General features: G+C 59.3%; 18 protein-coding genes. 8 read left to right on the top strand and 10 right to left on the bottom strand.

Annotation, left to right across the window (positions count from 1 at the left end):
* Window positions 1-35: 35 nt before the first annotated feature.
* Window positions 36-593: a 16S rRNA (guanine(966)-N(2))-methyltransferase RsmD gene (rsmD, locus tag ACR0M2_RS13540; protein ID WP_480705525.1), complete on the bottom strand. Its 558-nt coding sequence runs from the start codon at window positions 591-593 to the stop codon at window positions 36-38.
* Window positions 590-1,801, bottom strand: coding sequence for an NAD(P)/FAD-dependent oxidoreductase (locus ACR0M2_RS13535; protein WP_170349762.1), 1,212 nt, complete (start codon window positions 1,799-1,801; stop codon window positions 590-592). Before ACR0M2_RS13535 ends, rsmD begins: the two co-directional genes overlap by 4 nt.
* Window positions 1,802-1,901: 100 nt before the next feature.
* Here ACR0M2_RS13535 and ACR0M2_RS13530 point away from each other — a divergent pair, with 100 nt between their 5' ends.
* The 4 genes from ACR0M2_RS13530 to ACR0M2_RS13515 all read left to right on the top strand — a co-directional run bounded on the left by ACR0M2_RS13530 (window position 1,902) and on the right by ACR0M2_RS13515 (window position 3,422).
* Window positions 1,902-2,387 carry a peroxiredoxin gene (locus ACR0M2_RS13530; protein ID WP_170349761.1) on the top strand — a complete coding sequence of 162 codons (486 nt, stop codon included), beginning with the start codon at window positions 1,902-1,904 and terminating at the stop codon, window positions 2,385-2,387.
* 103 nt (window positions 2,388-2,490) lie between these two features.
* Window positions 2,491-2,736: a glycine zipper 2TM domain-containing protein gene (locus ACR0M2_RS13525; protein ID WP_058282649.1), complete on the top strand. Its 246-nt coding sequence runs from the start codon at window positions 2,491-2,493 to the stop codon at window positions 2,734-2,736.
* Between the two features lie 11 nt (window positions 2,737-2,747).
* Complete coding sequence (locus tag ACR0M2_RS13520; protein WP_226689088.1) at window positions 2,748-3,095, top strand: EF-hand domain-containing protein; 348 nt, start codon at window positions 2,748-2,750, stop codon at window positions 3,093-3,095.
* 15 nt (window positions 3,096-3,110) lie between these two features.
* Window positions 3,111-3,422, top strand: a complete 312-nt coding sequence (locus ACR0M2_RS13515; protein WP_170376246.1) for a hypothetical protein — start codon at window positions 3,111-3,113, stop codon at window positions 3,420-3,422.
* On the opposite strand, the gene ACR0M2_RS13510 is transcribed toward ACR0M2_RS13515, so the two are convergent.
* The 4 genes from ACR0M2_RS13510 to ACR0M2_RS13495 are packed head-to-tail and all read right to left on the bottom strand — an operon-like array spanning window position 3,419 to window position 6,161.
* Window positions 3,419-3,712 (bottom strand): 4a-hydroxytetrahydrobiopterin dehydratase, encoded by a 294-nt coding sequence (locus ACR0M2_RS13510; protein WP_170349758.1) that lies wholly within the window; start codon window positions 3,710-3,712, stop codon window positions 3,419-3,421. The genes ACR0M2_RS13515 and ACR0M2_RS13510 overlap by 4 nt on opposite strands.
* Window positions 3,709-4,896, bottom strand: a complete 1,188-nt coding sequence (locus ACR0M2_RS13505; protein ID WP_480705523.1) for a GNAT family N-acetyltransferase — start codon at window positions 4,894-4,896, stop codon at window positions 3,709-3,711. The genes ACR0M2_RS13510 and ACR0M2_RS13505 overlap by 4 nt, the downstream gene beginning before the upstream one ends.
* A gap of 45 nt (window positions 4,897-4,941) precedes the next feature.
* Window positions 4,942-5,709, bottom strand: coding sequence for a glycerophosphodiester phosphodiesterase family protein (locus ACR0M2_RS13500; RefSeq protein ID WP_480705521.1), 768 nt, complete (start codon window positions 5,707-5,709; stop codon window positions 4,942-4,944).
* Window positions 5,706-6,161: a RidA family protein gene (locus tag ACR0M2_RS13495; RefSeq protein WP_170396603.1), complete on the bottom strand. Its 456-nt coding sequence runs from the start codon at window positions 6,159-6,161 to the stop codon at window positions 5,706-5,708. Before ACR0M2_RS13495 ends, ACR0M2_RS13500 begins: the two co-directional genes overlap by 4 nt.
* Before the next feature lie 328 nt (window positions 6,162-6,489).
* Between ACR0M2_RS13495 and ACR0M2_RS13490 the strand changes: the two genes are divergently transcribed.
* Both ACR0M2_RS13490 and ACR0M2_RS13485 read left to right on the top strand, forming a co-directional pair.
* Window positions 6,490-7,269 carry an MlaA family lipoprotein gene (locus ACR0M2_RS13490; RefSeq protein WP_170349851.1) on the top strand — a complete coding sequence of 260 codons (780 nt, stop codon included), beginning with the start codon at window positions 6,490-6,492 and terminating at the stop codon, window positions 7,267-7,269.
* Window positions 7,259-7,867 carry an MlaC/ttg2D family ABC transporter substrate-binding protein gene (locus ACR0M2_RS13485; protein WP_170349755.1) on the top strand — a complete coding sequence of 203 codons (609 nt, stop codon included), beginning with the start codon at window positions 7,259-7,261 and terminating at the stop codon, window positions 7,865-7,867. Before ACR0M2_RS13490 ends, ACR0M2_RS13485 begins: the two co-directional genes overlap by 11 nt.
* Before the next feature lie 58 nt (window positions 7,868-7,925).
* Here ACR0M2_RS13485 and ACR0M2_RS13480 read toward each other — a convergent pair whose 3' ends face one another.
* Genes ACR0M2_RS13480 through ACR0M2_RS13465 form a run of 4 tightly spaced genes read right to left on the bottom strand, consistent with a single transcriptional unit; the run spans window position 7,926 to window position 12,093 of the window.
* A complete protein-coding gene (locus ACR0M2_RS13480) occupies window positions 7,926-9,023 on the bottom strand; it encodes an ABC transporter ATP-binding protein (RefSeq protein WP_170349754.1) in 1,098 nt (365 codons plus the stop codon).
* Window positions 9,024-9,026: 3 nt separating this feature from the next.
* On the bottom strand, window positions 9,027-9,926 hold the full coding sequence (locus tag ACR0M2_RS13475; RefSeq protein ID WP_170349753.1) for a carbohydrate ABC transporter permease: 900 nt from the start codon (window positions 9,924-9,926) through the stop codon (window positions 9,027-9,029).
* Window positions 9,919-10,791, bottom strand: coding sequence for a carbohydrate ABC transporter permease (locus ACR0M2_RS13470; RefSeq protein WP_170349752.1), 873 nt, complete (start codon window positions 10,789-10,791; stop codon window positions 9,919-9,921). Before ACR0M2_RS13470 ends, ACR0M2_RS13475 begins: the two co-directional genes overlap by 8 nt.
* A 57-nt stretch (window positions 10,792-10,848) precedes the next feature.
* Entirely contained in the window at window positions 10,849-12,093 is a 1,245-nt protein-coding gene (locus ACR0M2_RS13465) for an ABC transporter substrate-binding protein (protein ID WP_170349751.1), read from the bottom strand.
* A 219-nt stretch (window positions 12,094-12,312) separates the two neighbouring features.
* Between ACR0M2_RS13465 and ACR0M2_RS13460 the strand changes: the two genes are divergently transcribed.
* Window positions 12,313-13,050 (top strand): response regulator transcription factor, encoded by a 738-nt coding sequence (locus tag ACR0M2_RS13460; RefSeq protein ID WP_170410803.1) that lies wholly within the window; start codon window positions 12,313-12,315, stop codon window positions 13,048-13,050.
* A complete protein-coding gene (locus ACR0M2_RS13455; protein ID WP_480658560.1) occupies window positions 13,047-14,498 on the top strand; it encodes a sensor histidine kinase in 1,452 nt (483 codons plus the stop codon). The genes ACR0M2_RS13460 and ACR0M2_RS13455 overlap by 4 nt, the downstream gene beginning before the upstream one ends.
* Window positions 14,499-14,502: the final 4 nt, after the last annotated feature.

The raw sequence follows: 14,502 nt of genomic DNA, 5'->3' as shown, positions 1-14,502 counted from the left end.
AAACCGGGTGTCAGCAGAACCTTGCCCGCAGGGTTTCAGCCTGAAACATTTCGCCACATCAACGAGATATGCGTGTCACCGTATTTCCGGCTGTCCTGCAGGTCGAACCCCTGCGGAGCTGCCATGGGGCTGTTTTCCTCCCACACGATCAACGCGTCGTCGGCGATCCAGCCATGGGACAGGGCAGCGATGGCCTTTTGCCCCATGGATTTTCCATAAGGTGGATCCAGAAAGATCAGATCATAGGGCTCGCCTGAATTTTCGCCCAGCCGCGTGGCGTCCCGACGGATCAAGGTTGTGCGATCGGCGCTGCGGGTCAGGTCGATATTCTTGCGGATCAGCCCCTGCGCCACCCGCCCGTCATCCACAAAGGTCACCTGTGCAGCACCGCGCGACAGCGCCTCAAGCCCCAGCGCGCCGGTTCCGGCAAACAGGTCCAGAACGCGCAGCCCGTCAAAGTCGATCTGATGACCCAACACGTTGAACAGGCTTTCGCGCACCCGGTCGGTGGTGGGGCGCAAATGAGCGCCCGCATCCCCTTTGCCGACCGACGCCAAGGCCCGGCCCCGGAACTCTCCGGCGATGATCCTCACGCCTTGAGCAGCGGTTTCAGATCCGCGTCAGGGTCGGCGACCACGGCCGGATCAGCGGTTTTGCCCGCCTCAATCAGGCGCTTGCCAACCATATACGCGCGAGGATCATTCATCGCGTCAACGGCGATCAGCTGATCGCCGTTGTAGTACCAGAAGGACACGGTCTGACCGTCACCCTGACGGGTCACCACGCGGTCGTAGCCGGTGTTCAGGCCCGCGATCTGCAGTTTGACGTCATACTGATCCGACCAGAACCACGGCGTCGCCACATAGTCCTTGGCTGCGCCCAGCATGTTCTGGGCCACGATCTCGGCCTGATCAATCGCGTTCGGCACGCTTTCCAGACGAATACGGGCATCGCCATGTGGGAAGGACGCGCAGTCGCCCGCCGCCCAGATCGCCGGATCAGAGGTTCGACCATGCGCATCGGTCTTAATGCCGTTCTCCAACTCAAGCCCTGCGATCTCGGCCAGTTGAGTAGATGGGACGATGCCGACACCGACAACAACAAAATCGACCTCGATCTCGGTGCCGTCGGTCAGAACCGCACCAACCACCTTGCCGTTGTCGCCCACCAGACGATCCAGCCCGACACCTTCGCGGATATCGGCGCCATATTCACTGTGCAATGCGCGGAAGTAATCGCTGGTCTCGGGCGCGGCGACCCGTTGCAGGATGCGGTCGGCCATCTCGACCAAAGTCACCTTGACCCCGCGCTTGGCGCAGACAGCCGCGGCCTCAAGCCCGATATAGCCGCCGCCCACGATCAGGGCGCGCGCGCCATCTTTCACGCGGGGCTCCATCTCGTCGATATGGGCCAGATCGCGTACTACGTGGACACCTTCAAGATCACCGCCAATCGCGGCAGGCAGGTAGCGCGGGTCCGACCCGGTGGTCAGGGCCAGTTCGTCATATGCGATGACCTCATCCCCTACGGTCACGGTTTTGGCCTGCGGATCAATCGCCGTCACGCGCTGACCCAAACGCAAGGTGATATTGTTCTCGGCATAGAAGCTTTCGGGCCGCAGGAACAGGCGCTCAAGCTCCATTTCACCCAGCAGATAAGCCTTGGACAGCGGCGGGCGCTGATAAGGCAGATGCGGCTCGGCCCCGATCAGAGTGACGTCCCCTTCGAACCCGTCTTTGCGCAGCCTGGCAACAAGCGACGACCCCGCCTGCCCGGCACCGATGACGACAATATGGCTCATGTTCCTCCCACCGTGTCGAATTCCCGTGGTCTCATCCACGCGACCACCTATATTGCGGCTGAGCCCGACTCTGCAAATCCAAATGACAGGAGCTTAAAAAATGATTTCAACAGGTGAGACACTGCCCGACGCCACACTGACGCAACTGGGTGCAGACGGCCCCGAAGAGGTGCGGATTTCAGACAAAACCAAAGGGCGCAAAGTGGTGATCTTTGCGGTGCCCGGAGCATACACGCCGACCTGCAGTTCGGCCCATGTGCCCAGCTTCATTCGCACCAAAGACCAGTTTACCGCCAATGGCGTGGATGAGATCATCTGCGTTTCGGTCAACGACCCGTTTGTTATGAAAGCCTGGGGCGAGGCCACAGGCGCGGCCGATGCAGGCCTGACCATGCTGGGCGATGCCTCAGCCGAATTCACCAAGGCCATTGGCATGGAATTTGACGCCCCGCCCGCCGGACTGTATGCGCGGTCCAAACGCTATGCCATGCTGGTCGAAGACGGCAAGGTCACTGCGCTGAACCTGGAAGAAAGCCCCGGCACTTGCGAGATTTCGGCAGGCGAAACTTTGCTGGACGCGATCTGATCCTGCGCGCGGCCCCGGGTCACCTCGGGGCCGTAAACGCATTTAACTTGATGCAACGCCCTGATCAGCCAATAGTTGTGGCATACAATTAGGGAGTTCATTGATGAAACTCAAAGTATTCACTCTATTACTGGGCACAGCGGGCGCATTGGCCGCCTGCGGCCCGGCACCCACCCCTCAGCAACAGGCGGCGCGGCAGCATGAAATCGCATGTCTCAGCGGATCACTGGGCGGTGCATTGATCGGCGGCGCGATCGGCAACCAATTCGGTGGCGGATCAGGTAAATCCATCCTGACTGCGGCAGGCGCAGCCGCTGGCGCGATTGAAGGCAACAGATACGCATGCTGAGGAGAGCCGAGATGACACGTGGAATTTTGATTGCTGCGGCCCTTATACTGGCCGGTGCGGCCACAGCCGAGACCGTGGGCGAGTTGCATGAAAACGAACTGAAGGCCATCGACAAGAACAATGACGGCTTCTTGTCCCGCGATGAGTTCGATGCCTTTTCCGATTATGCCTTTCAGGAAATGGATGACGACAAGAACGGCACGCTGGGATTGGACGAAGCCAAGCCGTTTCTGGACATAAAACAGTTTCAGGACGTTGACCGCGATAATGACGACTTTATTTCTCGGGCGGAATACGACGCGCAGATGAACGACGATTTCAACGCGGCGGATAAGAACGGCAACGGTCAACTGGACTAGCAACAGGAGCGCACGATGAACAAATGGATCCGTTTGGGTGCGCTTTTACTGGTGGCGGCCTGCGATGTACCGCAGGCGCCGGTTGTGACCGGACCGGACGGGCAGACATTTATCCAGATCAACACTTCCGGGCTGACTTGCTACAATACCAAGTGTCTGGATATTAATCCGGCGGCCCGCAGTGTGCGCCAAATCGGCAATCGGACGACGCAAATTCCCGGCAATATCAACGTCAGCGACGGAACCGTGACACCCGATGAGTTCCGGCAATTGGGCATTGCTGCATCCCTGGCCGGCGGAGAAGGTTCGCGGAGCGACAGAGGCTAAACCAGGCTGTCCATCTTGCGCGCCAGCTTTGCATCCAGCGCCGAAATGCCACCGACATCATGGGTGGCCAGCGTCACCTCGACGGTGCGGTAGACGTTGGACCATTCGGGGTGGTGATTCCACTTTTCGGCAAAAATCGCCACCTGCGTCATCCAGCCAAAGGCATGCACGAAATCTTCGAAGATAAAGGTCTTGGTGATCGCATCCCGGTCTTCGACCATGGTCCAGCCGTTGTTGAACAGCGGGTCCAGAAGCGGTCCGCGGGTCTCGGGCGACAGTAGTTCGGTCATTGCTGTTCCTCCGGGTTCGATTTCCTGAACGGGCCGTATTCCGTCAGAATCTCAATCTCTTGTCCCACTGCGTGGGCCTCGGCGTCCAGATATTTCTTGATCGCATCGGCAAAGCCGGGGTCGGCGACCCAATGCAAGCTATGCGTGCGCATAGGCATATAGCCCCGCGCCAGCTTGTGTTCGCCTTGCGCGCCGGCCTCAACACGGGCCAATCCTTCGGCAATGGCAAAGTCGATCGCCCTATAGTAGCACAATTCAAAATGCAGGCAGGGGTGATCTTCGACGCAGCCCCAATAGCGGCCATAAAGCGTTTCGCGTCCAATGAAATTCAGTGCCCCGGCAATCGGATAGCCATTGCGTTCCGCCAGAACCAACGCCATATCATCCGTCATGGTTTCCTGAGCGATATCAAAGAATTGTCGCGTCAGGTAAGGCGATCCCCACTTCCGCGCGCCGGTATCCTGATAGAACCGCCAGAACGCATCCCAATGTTCAGGGCGCAGATCATCACCGGAATAGGTGTGAATTTCTCCGCCAAATTCACAGGCCTGCGCGCGTTCCTTACGGATATTCTTGCGCTTGCGCGAGGACAGCGCGGCCAGAAACCCATCAAAATCCGCATATTGGTCGTTAAGCCAGTGAAACTGCTGTGATTGACGCAGCAACAGACCCATCTGTTCGCCCGCCAGCGCTTCGTCCTCGGTGCAGAACGTGGCATGAACTGAAGACACCCGGTTATCGGCTGCAATCTGCACGGCCCCTTGCACCAGGGCCGACATGCCCGGCACCTCGTACCCCGGTCGCACCAGAAACCGCCGCCCGGTGGCCGGAGTGAACGGCACCGCGATCTGCAGTTTGGGGTAATACCGCCCGCCTGCGTTTTCATAAGCATGGGCCCAGCTGTGGTCGAAGATGTATTCGCCTTGACTGTGCGATTTGGCATACATCGGCGCGGCCGCGATCAGCATCCCATCCAGATATGCGGTCAGGTATTGCGGTTGCCAGCCAGTGCCCGGCCCAACCGAACCGCTGTTTTCCAGCGCCAGCAGAAATCGATGCGTGGTAAAGGGATCAAGCGGCCGCCCGCCATCGGCGGCCTCGGGGCAGGCGCAGGCATCCCATTCGGTCGCAGAAATCTGCGAAAGCGATCTCAGAACCTGAACTTCGATTTGCGCCTGATCCATGTGCCCTCCGCGTCTGATCTTTATCTGTGACACCGAGGGGCAGGTTCAACCCGGATGTGGGGCCAAATACCCTTCGAAGGTCACGTTATCGGCAACCCTTCTGGCCTGAGCTTCTTGCTCGGCCGAGCGTACGGTCCAACACAGAACCGGCACGCCGCGCGCTTTCAATTCGGCCACGCGGGGGCGGGTCAGATCGGCGACCTCATGGCTGATAAAGCTGGCGCCGACCCTGTCAAAATCGGGTATGTCGCGCAGGTGATCGCAGACCTTCTGTGGCAGCAGCTCGACCTTGGGCTGGTAAGAACAAGTCACCAACCCGCGCGGCAAATGGGGGGCAAGACGCGCCAGTTCGGCCACGCTGTTGGGATTGAAAGACATCAAGGCCACCGGTCCGTCATACCCCTGCAAGGCCCGCACTGCGTCAGCCTCAAGTGATCCGACATTGGGACCCATTGCGCCGTCCTGATCCTTGAACTCGATCAGCAGGGGAACCTTGCCGTCCACCAGTGCAAGCACGTCGTCCAGCGTCGGAATACCATCATCAGCATGCAGCAGCTGCGTCGCCTGCGCCTGTGTCGCTGTCACTTGCTGAATAGGGCCGGGCTGCCCGGTCAGGCGTGTCATGTCGTAATCATGAAACACCATTGCCCGGCTGTCCGAAGTTCGCTGCAAATCAATCTCGATCCCGTACCCGGCCTCGACAGCCGCACGGATGGCCGCCCGGCTGTTTTCCGGGCGGTTATCCGAAAGGTCATGCAGCGCCCGATGCGCAATCGGGGCCTGCAGGAAAACTGACGGCAAGGTCGGTGTCATTGAACCTCGAAAATACCTTCGATTTCGACGGCCACGCCCAGCGGCAGTGCCGCGGCGCTGACGGCCGAGCGGGAATGACGGCCAGCCTCACCCAGGGCTTCGACCAGGAAATCCGACGCCCCGTTGATCACCTGCGGTTGTGCTGTGAAATCGGCGGTCGAGTTCACGAAACCAGTCAGCTTGATCACGCGCACCAGTTTGTTGATGTCACCGCCACAGGCTGCCTTGACCTGCGCCAGCAGATTGATGGCGCAAACCTTTGCCGCCGCGGCACCGGCTTCGATTTCCATGTCATCGCCCAGCTTGCCGGTGATCAGATCGTCATCCTTGGAAATCTGACCCGAGACATAGACGATGTTGCCCACCCGAACGAAGGGTACATAGTTCGCCGCTGGCGCAGGCGCGTCCGGTAGGTTGACGCCCAGGCTTTCCAGTTTTGCTGCGATGCTCATGAAGTTTCCTCCCAATCTTTGAGTCGGGGCGAAGCTAACCGGGAAGACCGGGATCGGAAAGCACGAAAACGGGGATAGACGACCCAGAGCGGTCAGCGTAACTCTTCCTATGCCGAACAGTTGAACCTGTACCACTTTACGTAAGTACGTCGTACAGGTTAAACGCTTTTTGTTTCATACTGGTTGCGAAACGTATATGTGACATCGGATTGGGCCATGCTATGTGGCCACGGGCAGTATTGATTGACAGTTCGGGCGTGTGGAACCCGAACGTTTAGGAGTGGCAAAGACCGTGTTGAGCAGACCCCGCCTGAAGCACCTTATCGTCATGTCCGTGATGGCATTCCTTAGCGCCTGCGCCACGCGACCGCCGGAGGGGACCCCGTCGAATGAGGTGTTCGATCCCTATGAGAACACCAACCGGGGCATTCACAAATTCAACCTGGGCGTTGACCGGTTTCTGTTCCGTCCGGCCTCGAAAGGCTATGTCAAGATCGTACCCGATCCGATGGTGACCAGCTTTAACCATTTCGCCGAAAACCTGACGATGCCCGGGCAGGCGCTGGACTACCTGTTGCAAGGCAATGTCAAACAATCCGGCAACGCTTTGCTGCGCTTTGTGGTCAATACCACTGTGGGCGGCTTGGGCCTGTCTGACCCCGCTGCCGAGTTGAACCTGCCGCCGGTGGATACCGATTTCGGCGAGACCCTGCATGTTTGGGGCGTTGGCGAGGGCGCTTATGTCGAGCTGCCTTTCTATGGCCCGTCAACCCAACGGGATGCGATTGGTGTTGTAGTCAATCTATTCTCGAATCCGATCAATTTCACACCGGTCCGTCCGGTGGACAATATCGGCGTATATGCTGAGGTCGTCCGCCGCATGGGTGATCGGGGCCGGTTCTCGGATACGGTGGATTCAATCCTGTATGAAAGCGCCGACAGCTATGCGCAGGCACAGACAATTTACATCCAAAACCGCCGCTTTGAACTGGCACGCGACGATGAGGACGCCTATCTGGGTCTGTACGATGACCCTTATGCAGATATCGGGACTGACCCAGTCAGGGACCCCTACCTAGACCCCTACGAGGACCCCTATGCCGAATAACCATCTGAACCGACGTGGTTTTATCGCCACTGGCCTGGCCAGTGCGATGCTGACCGCCCTGCCCGCCTTTGCCCAGACCGAAGCCAGCGCTAAGGCACTGGTTGTCAGTGTCGTGGACGATATCAACCGAGTGATCGCCTCGGGCAAATCCGAAAAGGCGATGATCCGCGATTTTGAAAAGATCTTCGTGCAATATGCCGATGTGCCGATCATGGCGCGCTATGTGCTGGGGGCAGATGGCCGCTCAGCCAGCCCCTCGCAGATCAAGCAATTCACCAAAGCGTTTCAGGGCTATATTTCCAACAAATATGGCCGCCGCTTCCGCGAGTTCATTGGTGGCCAAGTCACAGTTCGCAATGCCCGCAAAATCAAGGCGGGCTACGAGGTGCGCACCTCGGTCAAGTTGCAGGGGTCTTCCCCGTTTGAAGTGACATTCCTGGTGTCGGACAAATCGGGCCGCGACAAGTTCTTCAACATGTTCATCGAAGGGGTGAACATGCTGCTGACCGAACGGACCGAGGTCGGCGCCATGCTGGATGCGCGTGGGGGCGATCTGAACCGCCTGATCAAGGATATGAGCCGAAACAAGCTCAGCTGATCCGGTTCACAAATGAAAAAGCGCCGCGCGATTGGTTTCGCGCGGCGCTTTTTTGGTTTTAGTTCAGGCGTTCGCCAGTTTCCTTGGCGAAATAGGACACCTTGCTCATGTCAAAGGCCAGGTTCAACATCTTGCCCGCCTGCGCACTGGTTTCCGCGTGCAGCCGCGCAGTGACCTGTTTGCCGCCCAGTTCCGAGACCACATAAGTATCAGCCCCCGCCGGTTCGACCATGTCGACCATACAGGAGGCCTCTTGCACACCATCACCGGCACGGAACCCGGCCTCGGCAATGTCTTCGGGGCGCAGGCCCAGAATCACATCCTCGGGCAGTGACAGATCGCGGGCATCGTTCAGAACCAGTGTCTCGCCCGTTTCACGTGCAATGGCGATCTGCGTGCCCGGGCCGGTCTTGGACGCTTGCGCCGGGATCAGGTTCATCGCCGGTGAGCCCATGAAATCAGCCACAAACAGGTTGGCCGGGTTGTTGTAGATTTCAGCCGGGCTGCCGATCTGCTGCACGATTCCACCTTTGAGAACCACGATCTTGGTCGCCAGCGTCATCGCCTCGATCTGGTCATGGGTCACGTAGACGATCGAGGCATCCAGCGTCTGATGCAGTTTCTTGATCTCGGTTCGCATCTCGACCCGCAGCTTCGCGTCAAGGTTCGACAGCGGCTCGTCAAACAGAAACAGTTTGGGATCGCGCACCAGTGCCCGGCCCATCGCCACCCGCTGACGCTGACCGCCTGACAATTGGCTGGGGCGGCGGTTCAGCAGCGGCTCGATCTGCAGCAACGAGGCAACCTCGTTCAGCTTGGCCTCCTGCGTCGCCTGATCGACCCCGCGTACCTTCATGCCAAAGGTGATGTTCTTGGCCACGGACATTGTCGGGTACAGGGCGTAGGACTGGAACACCATCGCGATGTCGCGATCCTTGGGGCTGACATGGGTCATGTCCTTGCCCCCGATGGACAGCGTGCCGCCGGTAATTTCCTCCAGCCCCGCAATACAGTTCAGCAGGGTGGACTTGCCGCAACCCGAGGGGCCGACCAACACCAGGAAATCACCCGGTTCGATCGAAATGTTGATGTCCTTCAGAACCTCGGTTGCGCCGTAATTCTTGTACAGATTGTTGATATCGAGGATGGGAGCCATGGGTTATCCCTTCACTGAGCCAGCGGTCAGACCGCGGATGAAATACTTACCGGCGACGACATAAACGAGCAGCGTCGGTAGCCCCGCGATGATCGCGGCGGCCATGTCGACGTTGTATTCTTTAACGCCGGTGGTGGAGTTTACGATGTTGTTGAGCGCCACGGTCACGGGCTGTGTGCCTGCCTGGCTGAACGACACGCCGAACAGGAAGTCGTTCCAGATCTGCGTGAACTGCCAGATCACGGTCACCACGATGATTGGCAGCGACAGCGGCAGGAAGATCGACCAGAAAATCCGCAGGAAACCGGCCCCATCGACCCGAGCGGCTTTGGTCAGCTCGGCCGGAATGGTGACATAGTAATTGCGGAAAAACAGTGTGGTGAAACCGAGGCCATAGATCACGTGGACGAAGATCAGACCCGGAATGGTCCCGGCGATCCCCATCATGCCCAGCAGACGCGCCATCGGCAGCAGCACAACCTGAAACGGGATGAAGCAACCAAACAGCATCAGCGAGAAGATGATATTAGCGCCTTTGAACCGCCATTGCGCCACGACATAGCCATTCAGCGCGCCCAGCAGGGTCGAAAGGGCCACCGCAGGCACCGCGATCAGGACCGAGTTCCAGAAGTAAGGCCGCAGCCCTTCACACTGGATACCGGTGCAAGCCCCGGACCACGCGGTTTTCCAGGCGTCAAAGCTGACCTCACGCGGCAGCGAGATCAGGCTGCCTGTGCGAATTTCCTCAAGGCTTTTAAGCGACGTGGTCAACATCACGAAGAGCGGCATCAGGTAATACAGCGCGAACAGGCCCAGCAGGACATACAGCAACCAGCGCAAGGCGATCTTGCCCGTGGCGCTTTGGGTGCGGGTTTGGGTTTGGGGCATCGACAGATCAGTCATTTTTCGCCCTCAGCTCTGAGTAAAGATAGGGAACCACGATGGCAAAGACGACAAGCATCATGATCATCGCGGAGGATGCCGCCTGACCGATATCGCCGCGCGAAAACGCCATGGCATACATGTAAGTGGCAGGCAGATCGGTCGCGTAGCCCGGACCGCCGCCTGTCAGGGCGATGACCAGGTCAAAGCTCTTGATCGCAAGGTGCGCCAGTACGATGAACGCCGACAGAAAGATCGGAGCCATCGACGGGATGATGATCGCCGTATAGATGCGCCAAGTGGGAATACCATCGACCTGCGCGGCCTTGATGATTTCGCCATCCACAGACCGCAGACCTGCCAGAAACAACGCCATGACAAAGCCCGAGCTCTGCCAGATAGCAGCGATTACGATCGTATAGATCGCGTAGTCAGGGTTCACCAGCCAGTCGAACTCGAAATTCGGAAAGCCCCATCCCTGCACCATGGATTCAATGCCCAACCCGGGGTTCAAAATCCACTTCCAAGCCGTGCCAGTCACGATCATCGACAGCGCCATCGGGTACAGGTAAATCGTCCGGATCGCTCCTTCGACGCGAATCTTCTGATCCAGCAGGATGGCCAGCAGCAGACCCAGGACCATCGCGATCACGATGAACAGAGCACCGAAGATGTAAAGGTTGTTGATTGCCGTATCCCAGCGGGGTGAATCAAACAGGCGCTCATATTGGATGAACCCGTTGATCTCATATTTCGGCAGTAGTTTAGATCGTGTCAGCGACACCCATGCGGTCCATCCGATAAATCCGTAAACAAAGATCAATACGGCGATGAACGACGGTGCCAGCACCACCTTGGGCAGGTGGTTTTCCAGCCATTCGGACATTTTAGCCTCCGGGGAAAGATGCTCTGCCCCGCATTATAGGGGGCAGAGCGTATTGGATCAGTAGCTGTTTGCTACCGCGTCCGCGAGTTGCTGAACCGCGTCAGCCGAGGACATATCCGAGTTAAAATGCGCGGTCACAACGTCGGTGATCGCACCGGACTGCGACCCGCGCAGCGCCATGCCATGGGCATAGGACGGCAACAGCGAACCAGCGTCCGAGGTCGAGCCCATGTCTTCAGCCGACAGATTGGCGCAGATGTCAAAATCATCCAGCGCCACGTCGGTGCGGGCAGGGATCGAGCCTTTGTTCAGATTGAACACCTTTTGGAAGTTCGGCGCCACGATCAGCTTGGCCAACAGGTCTTGACCGGCTTTCTTGTCATCTCCGTCCACGTCGAACATGGCAAAGCTGTCAACGTTGTACAGATAGCCGTCGCCGGGGGTCGAGGCGCACAGGAAATCTTCGCCGGGCTTCTTGCCGGCCGCCAGGAACTCACCCTTGGCCCAGTCACCCATGATCTGGAAGGCTGCTTCGCCGTTCATGACCATGGCAGTGGCAAGGTTCCAGTCACGGCCCGAGAAGTTCTCGTCGACATAGCCGCGCAGGGTACGCATCTGATCAAAGACCTGAACCATCGTGTCCGAGGTCAGCGCCTCCGGGTCCAGATCGACCAGCGCTTTCTGGAAGAACTCGGGCCCGCCGATACCCAGAACCACAGTTTCAAAGACGGTCGCGTCCTGCCATGACTGACCACCATGGGCCAGCGGGATCACACCGGCAGCCTGCAGCTTATCAGCAGCAGCGTTGAACTCGTCCCAGGTGGTCGGCATTTCGATGCCATTTGCGGCCAGAACATCAGCATTGGCCCAGATCCAGTCTACGCGATGTACGTTCACTGGTGCGGCGCACCATGTGCCCTCGCACTTCATGTGACCTGCGATGGATGCGGGCAGCACATCCGCCCAGCCTTCGGCGTCGGCCACGGATGAGATGTCGGCCAGAACGCCCTCTTCGTACCATTCCTGAATTGCGGGGCCTTTCAGCTGAACTGCGGTCGGCGCGTTTCCGGCCAGCACCCGGGCACGCAACGCGGTCATGGCCGCGTCACCGCCACCACCTGCAACCGGCATATCGGTCCAGGTTCCGCCATTCGACGCGAACTCTTCCTGCAGTACGGCGACCGACTTGGCCTCACCACCCGACGTCCACCAATGCAGAACCTCGGCCTGTGGCTCGGCCAGAACCGACGACCCGGCCACAACGGCCAATGTCGAAACGGTGGCGAATGCAAAATGCTTCATTGTCTGTCTCCTCCCTAGAGAACTTAGTGACTGCTGATGCAGCGATGCCCGTTATTCTGAGACCAGTTCGCCATCTGGCAACGCTGAATCCGCGCCAAAGCCCGGCAACCACCCAAAAATTCACTGCTTTTGTTACAGCGTGTTACGTTGACATTGAATCTGTTTCCGTTCGTTACAATGGATGATGTCGGAGCAGCAGAAACTGGGAGGACAAACCGCGTGAGCATTCCGCGACTTTTGGTGGTGGATGACGACCCTGAAATGCGGTCGATGATGACCCAATTCCTGCATCAGAACGGGTTCGTCGCCCTGCCCGCCAGTTCCGAGGCTGAAATCCGCAACCATCTGACAGCGGGACGGATCGACCTGATCCTGCTGGATGTGATGCTTGGGGATGAGAACGGAGTCGAGATCTGCGCCCGCCTGCGGGCTGAACAGGACGTGCCGATCATTCTGGTTTCGGCCCTGTCAGCCGACCATCAGCGCATGGCGGGGTACGAGGTCGGGGCCGACGACTATATCGCCAAGCCTTTCAACCCGCAGCTGATGCTGGCGCGGGTTCGTGCGGTGATGCAACGCGCCCGGCGTACGCCGTCGCTGGCCTATCGCCGCCGCACACACAGCTTTCGTTTCAACGACTGGGCCTATGACGGCAAACGGGATGAGGTGCATTCACCCGAAGGCTACCTGGTTCCTCTGTCGCAACGGGAAACTGCGCTGCTCAAGGTTTTGCTGGCCAACCCGCATATCCCCCTGACCCGGGATGAAATCGCCGCTGCGCTGGACGTCACCGGCAGCGCCGACAAACCCGAGGCGCAAGGGCGGGCCATCGACATGCTGGTTGGTCGGTTGCGTTCGAAAATCGAGGTCAACCCGAAAGACCCGCAGATGCTGCGTACCGAACGCGGGGTCGGCTATGTCTTTGCGGCCGAAGTGTCGGTGGAAGAGGACGCATGACCACACGCGCCCCGCGCCTGCGCAGTCTGGGCTGGATCTGGACAGGGGCCGCCTTTGCCTCGGGGCTTCTCTCCGCCGGGCTGTGGTTTTCTTCGGCCCGCGCCTGGGACAACTTTCTAACCCGCGCCTATGTCGCAGGGTTTTCCGTCTATGAAGAGCTGCGGGTCAGCAAAATCCCGCCGCCGGGGATCACGATCACCCCCTTGTCCCCCGAAGCTGCGCAGTTGGCCGATGCCGGGCGGTTCGAGCAGCTGCCCGGCCTGTCGGATCGCAGCTTTGTCACCAACCTGTCGATCCTGACCGACAACACCGCCCCCCTGGCCGGGCGCGAACTGACGCTGGCGGTGATGTCCGACCGGCTGGTTTATCCGGTGTCTGATCTTCTGTCCCGCGTTGATCAGACCGGGGCCGAGAAGATGGGCAATCTGACCCGCCTTCTGGCCACCTATTGCAGCGAGCCAATCCTGGTCGCCCGGTTCGGACACAGAGGCTGGCAGCAGGTGGACGGCACCGATATCTGGGGTTGCAAGGCCGCCCCTGGCGACCTGCGCCTGCCCGCCATTCTGGCCGCCATCGTGGCTTTGGCGGTCATCCTGACATCGATCGGCAATGTCTCGGACAGTTTCACCCGGTTTTCCAACGCCCTGCGCGGCCGCAAACGCCAGGGCGGGCCGAGCAGCTATGATGCCGACGGCCCGGCGGAACTGCGCGACATCGTGTCAGCCGTGAACGACCATCTGGATGCAGAGCGCATGCAGCTTGAAAAACGCGCTACCGTTCTGTCCGGTGTCAGTCACGATCTTGGCACCCCTGCCACGCGTGTTCGCCTGCGCGCGGCCCTGATCGCCGATGACGAACTGCGCGAAAAGCTTGAGGCCGATGTGGATCAGATGACGGGCATGATCGAAAGCGTGCTGACTTACACACGCTCGGAACTCAGCGTTGAAGACCCCCGTCAGATTTCCCTGACCGCGCTGGTCGAGTCTGTGGTCGCTGATTATCAGGACATGGACCTGCCGGTGACCCTGAAGAAAATCGCCCCGGTCGCAGTCGAAGGCGCGCCATCGGTCTTCATGTCCCGACGCGGGCATGGATCCTTGCCCGAGACACGGCGGATGCTGGTGATGGGGCGGCCAATCTCTCTGAAACGGGCGTTAACAAATCTGATCGACAACGCCCTGAAATACGGCCGCCATGCCGAGGTGCAGCTGGAAACCGACGCCCGCACCGCGACCATCACGGTCGAGGACAAGGGTGCCGATCTGTCCGTCACTGATATCGAAAACCTGATGGCACCGTTCCGGCGCGGGTCGAACACCGGGTCATCCGACGGGTTCGGTCTGGGCCTGACAATCGTGGCTACGATTGCCGAACAGCATGGGGGCTCCCTCAGCTTCGAGGCCGGGGATCAGGGCTTGCGTGCGCGGTTGCAAATCACCCGGCAGTGATATC

Source organism: Ruegeria sp. BE10, assembly GCF_056538905.1.
Note: the sequence above shows the minus strand (reverse complement) of the source record. Positions and strands in the feature narration are given on the sequence as shown.

Coding starts and splice junctions, on each gene's coding strand:
- ACR0M2_RS13535 (WP_170349762.1), bottom strand. CDS start 1,801: ATGAGCCATATTGTCGTCATCGGTGCCGGGCAGGCGGGGTCGTCGCTT.
- ACR0M2_RS13530 (WP_170349761.1), top strand. CDS start 1,902: ATGATTTCAACAGGTGAGACACTGCCCGACGCCACACTGACGCAACTG.
- ACR0M2_RS13525 (WP_058282649.1), top strand. CDS start 2,491: ATGAAACTCAAAGTATTCACTCTATTACTGGGCACAGCGGGCGCATTG.
- ACR0M2_RS13520 (WP_226689088.1), top strand. CDS start 2,748: ATGACACGTGGAATTTTGATTGCTGCGGCCCTTATACTGGCCGGTGCG.
- ACR0M2_RS13515 (WP_170376246.1), top strand. CDS start 3,111: ATGAACAAATGGATCCGTTTGGGTGCGCTTTTACTGGTGGCGGCCTGC.
- ACR0M2_RS13510 (WP_170349758.1), bottom strand. CDS start 3,712: ATGACCGAACTACTGTCGCCCGAGACCCGCGGACCGCTTCTGGACCCG.
- ACR0M2_RS13505 (WP_480705523.1), bottom strand. CDS start 4,896: ATGGATCAGGCGCAAATCGAAGTTCAGGTTCTGAGATCGCTTTCGCAG.
- ACR0M2_RS13500 (WP_480705521.1), bottom strand. CDS start 5,709: ATGACACCGACCTTGCCGTCAGTTTTCCTGCAGGCCCCGATTGCGCAT.
- ACR0M2_RS13495 (WP_170396603.1), bottom strand. CDS start 6,161: ATGAGCATCGCAGCAAAACTGGAAAGCCTGGGCGTCAACCTACCGGAC.
- ACR0M2_RS13490 (WP_170349851.1), top strand. CDS start 6,490: ATGTCCGTGATGGCATTCCTTAGCGCCTGCGCCACGCGACCGCCGGAG.
- ACR0M2_RS13485 (WP_170349755.1), top strand. CDS start 7,259: ATGCCGAATAACCATCTGAACCGACGTGGTTTTATCGCCACTGGCCTG.
- ACR0M2_RS13480 (WP_170349754.1), bottom strand. CDS start 9,023: ATGGCTCCCATCCTCGATATCAACAATCTGTACAAGAATTACGGCGCA.
- ACR0M2_RS13475 (WP_170349753.1), bottom strand. CDS start 9,926: ATGACTGATCTGTCGATGCCCCAAACCCAAACCCGCACCCAAAGCGCC.
- ACR0M2_RS13470 (WP_170349752.1), bottom strand. CDS start 10,791: ATGTCCGAATGGCTGGAAAACCACCTGCCCAAGGTGGTGCTGGCACCG.
- ACR0M2_RS13465 (WP_170349751.1), bottom strand. CDS start 12,093: ATGAAGCATTTTGCATTCGCCACCGTTTCGACATTGGCCGTTGTGGCC.
- ACR0M2_RS13455 (WP_480658560.1), top strand. CDS start 13,047: ATGACCACACGCGCCCCGCGCCTGCGCAGTCTGGGCTGGATCTGGACA.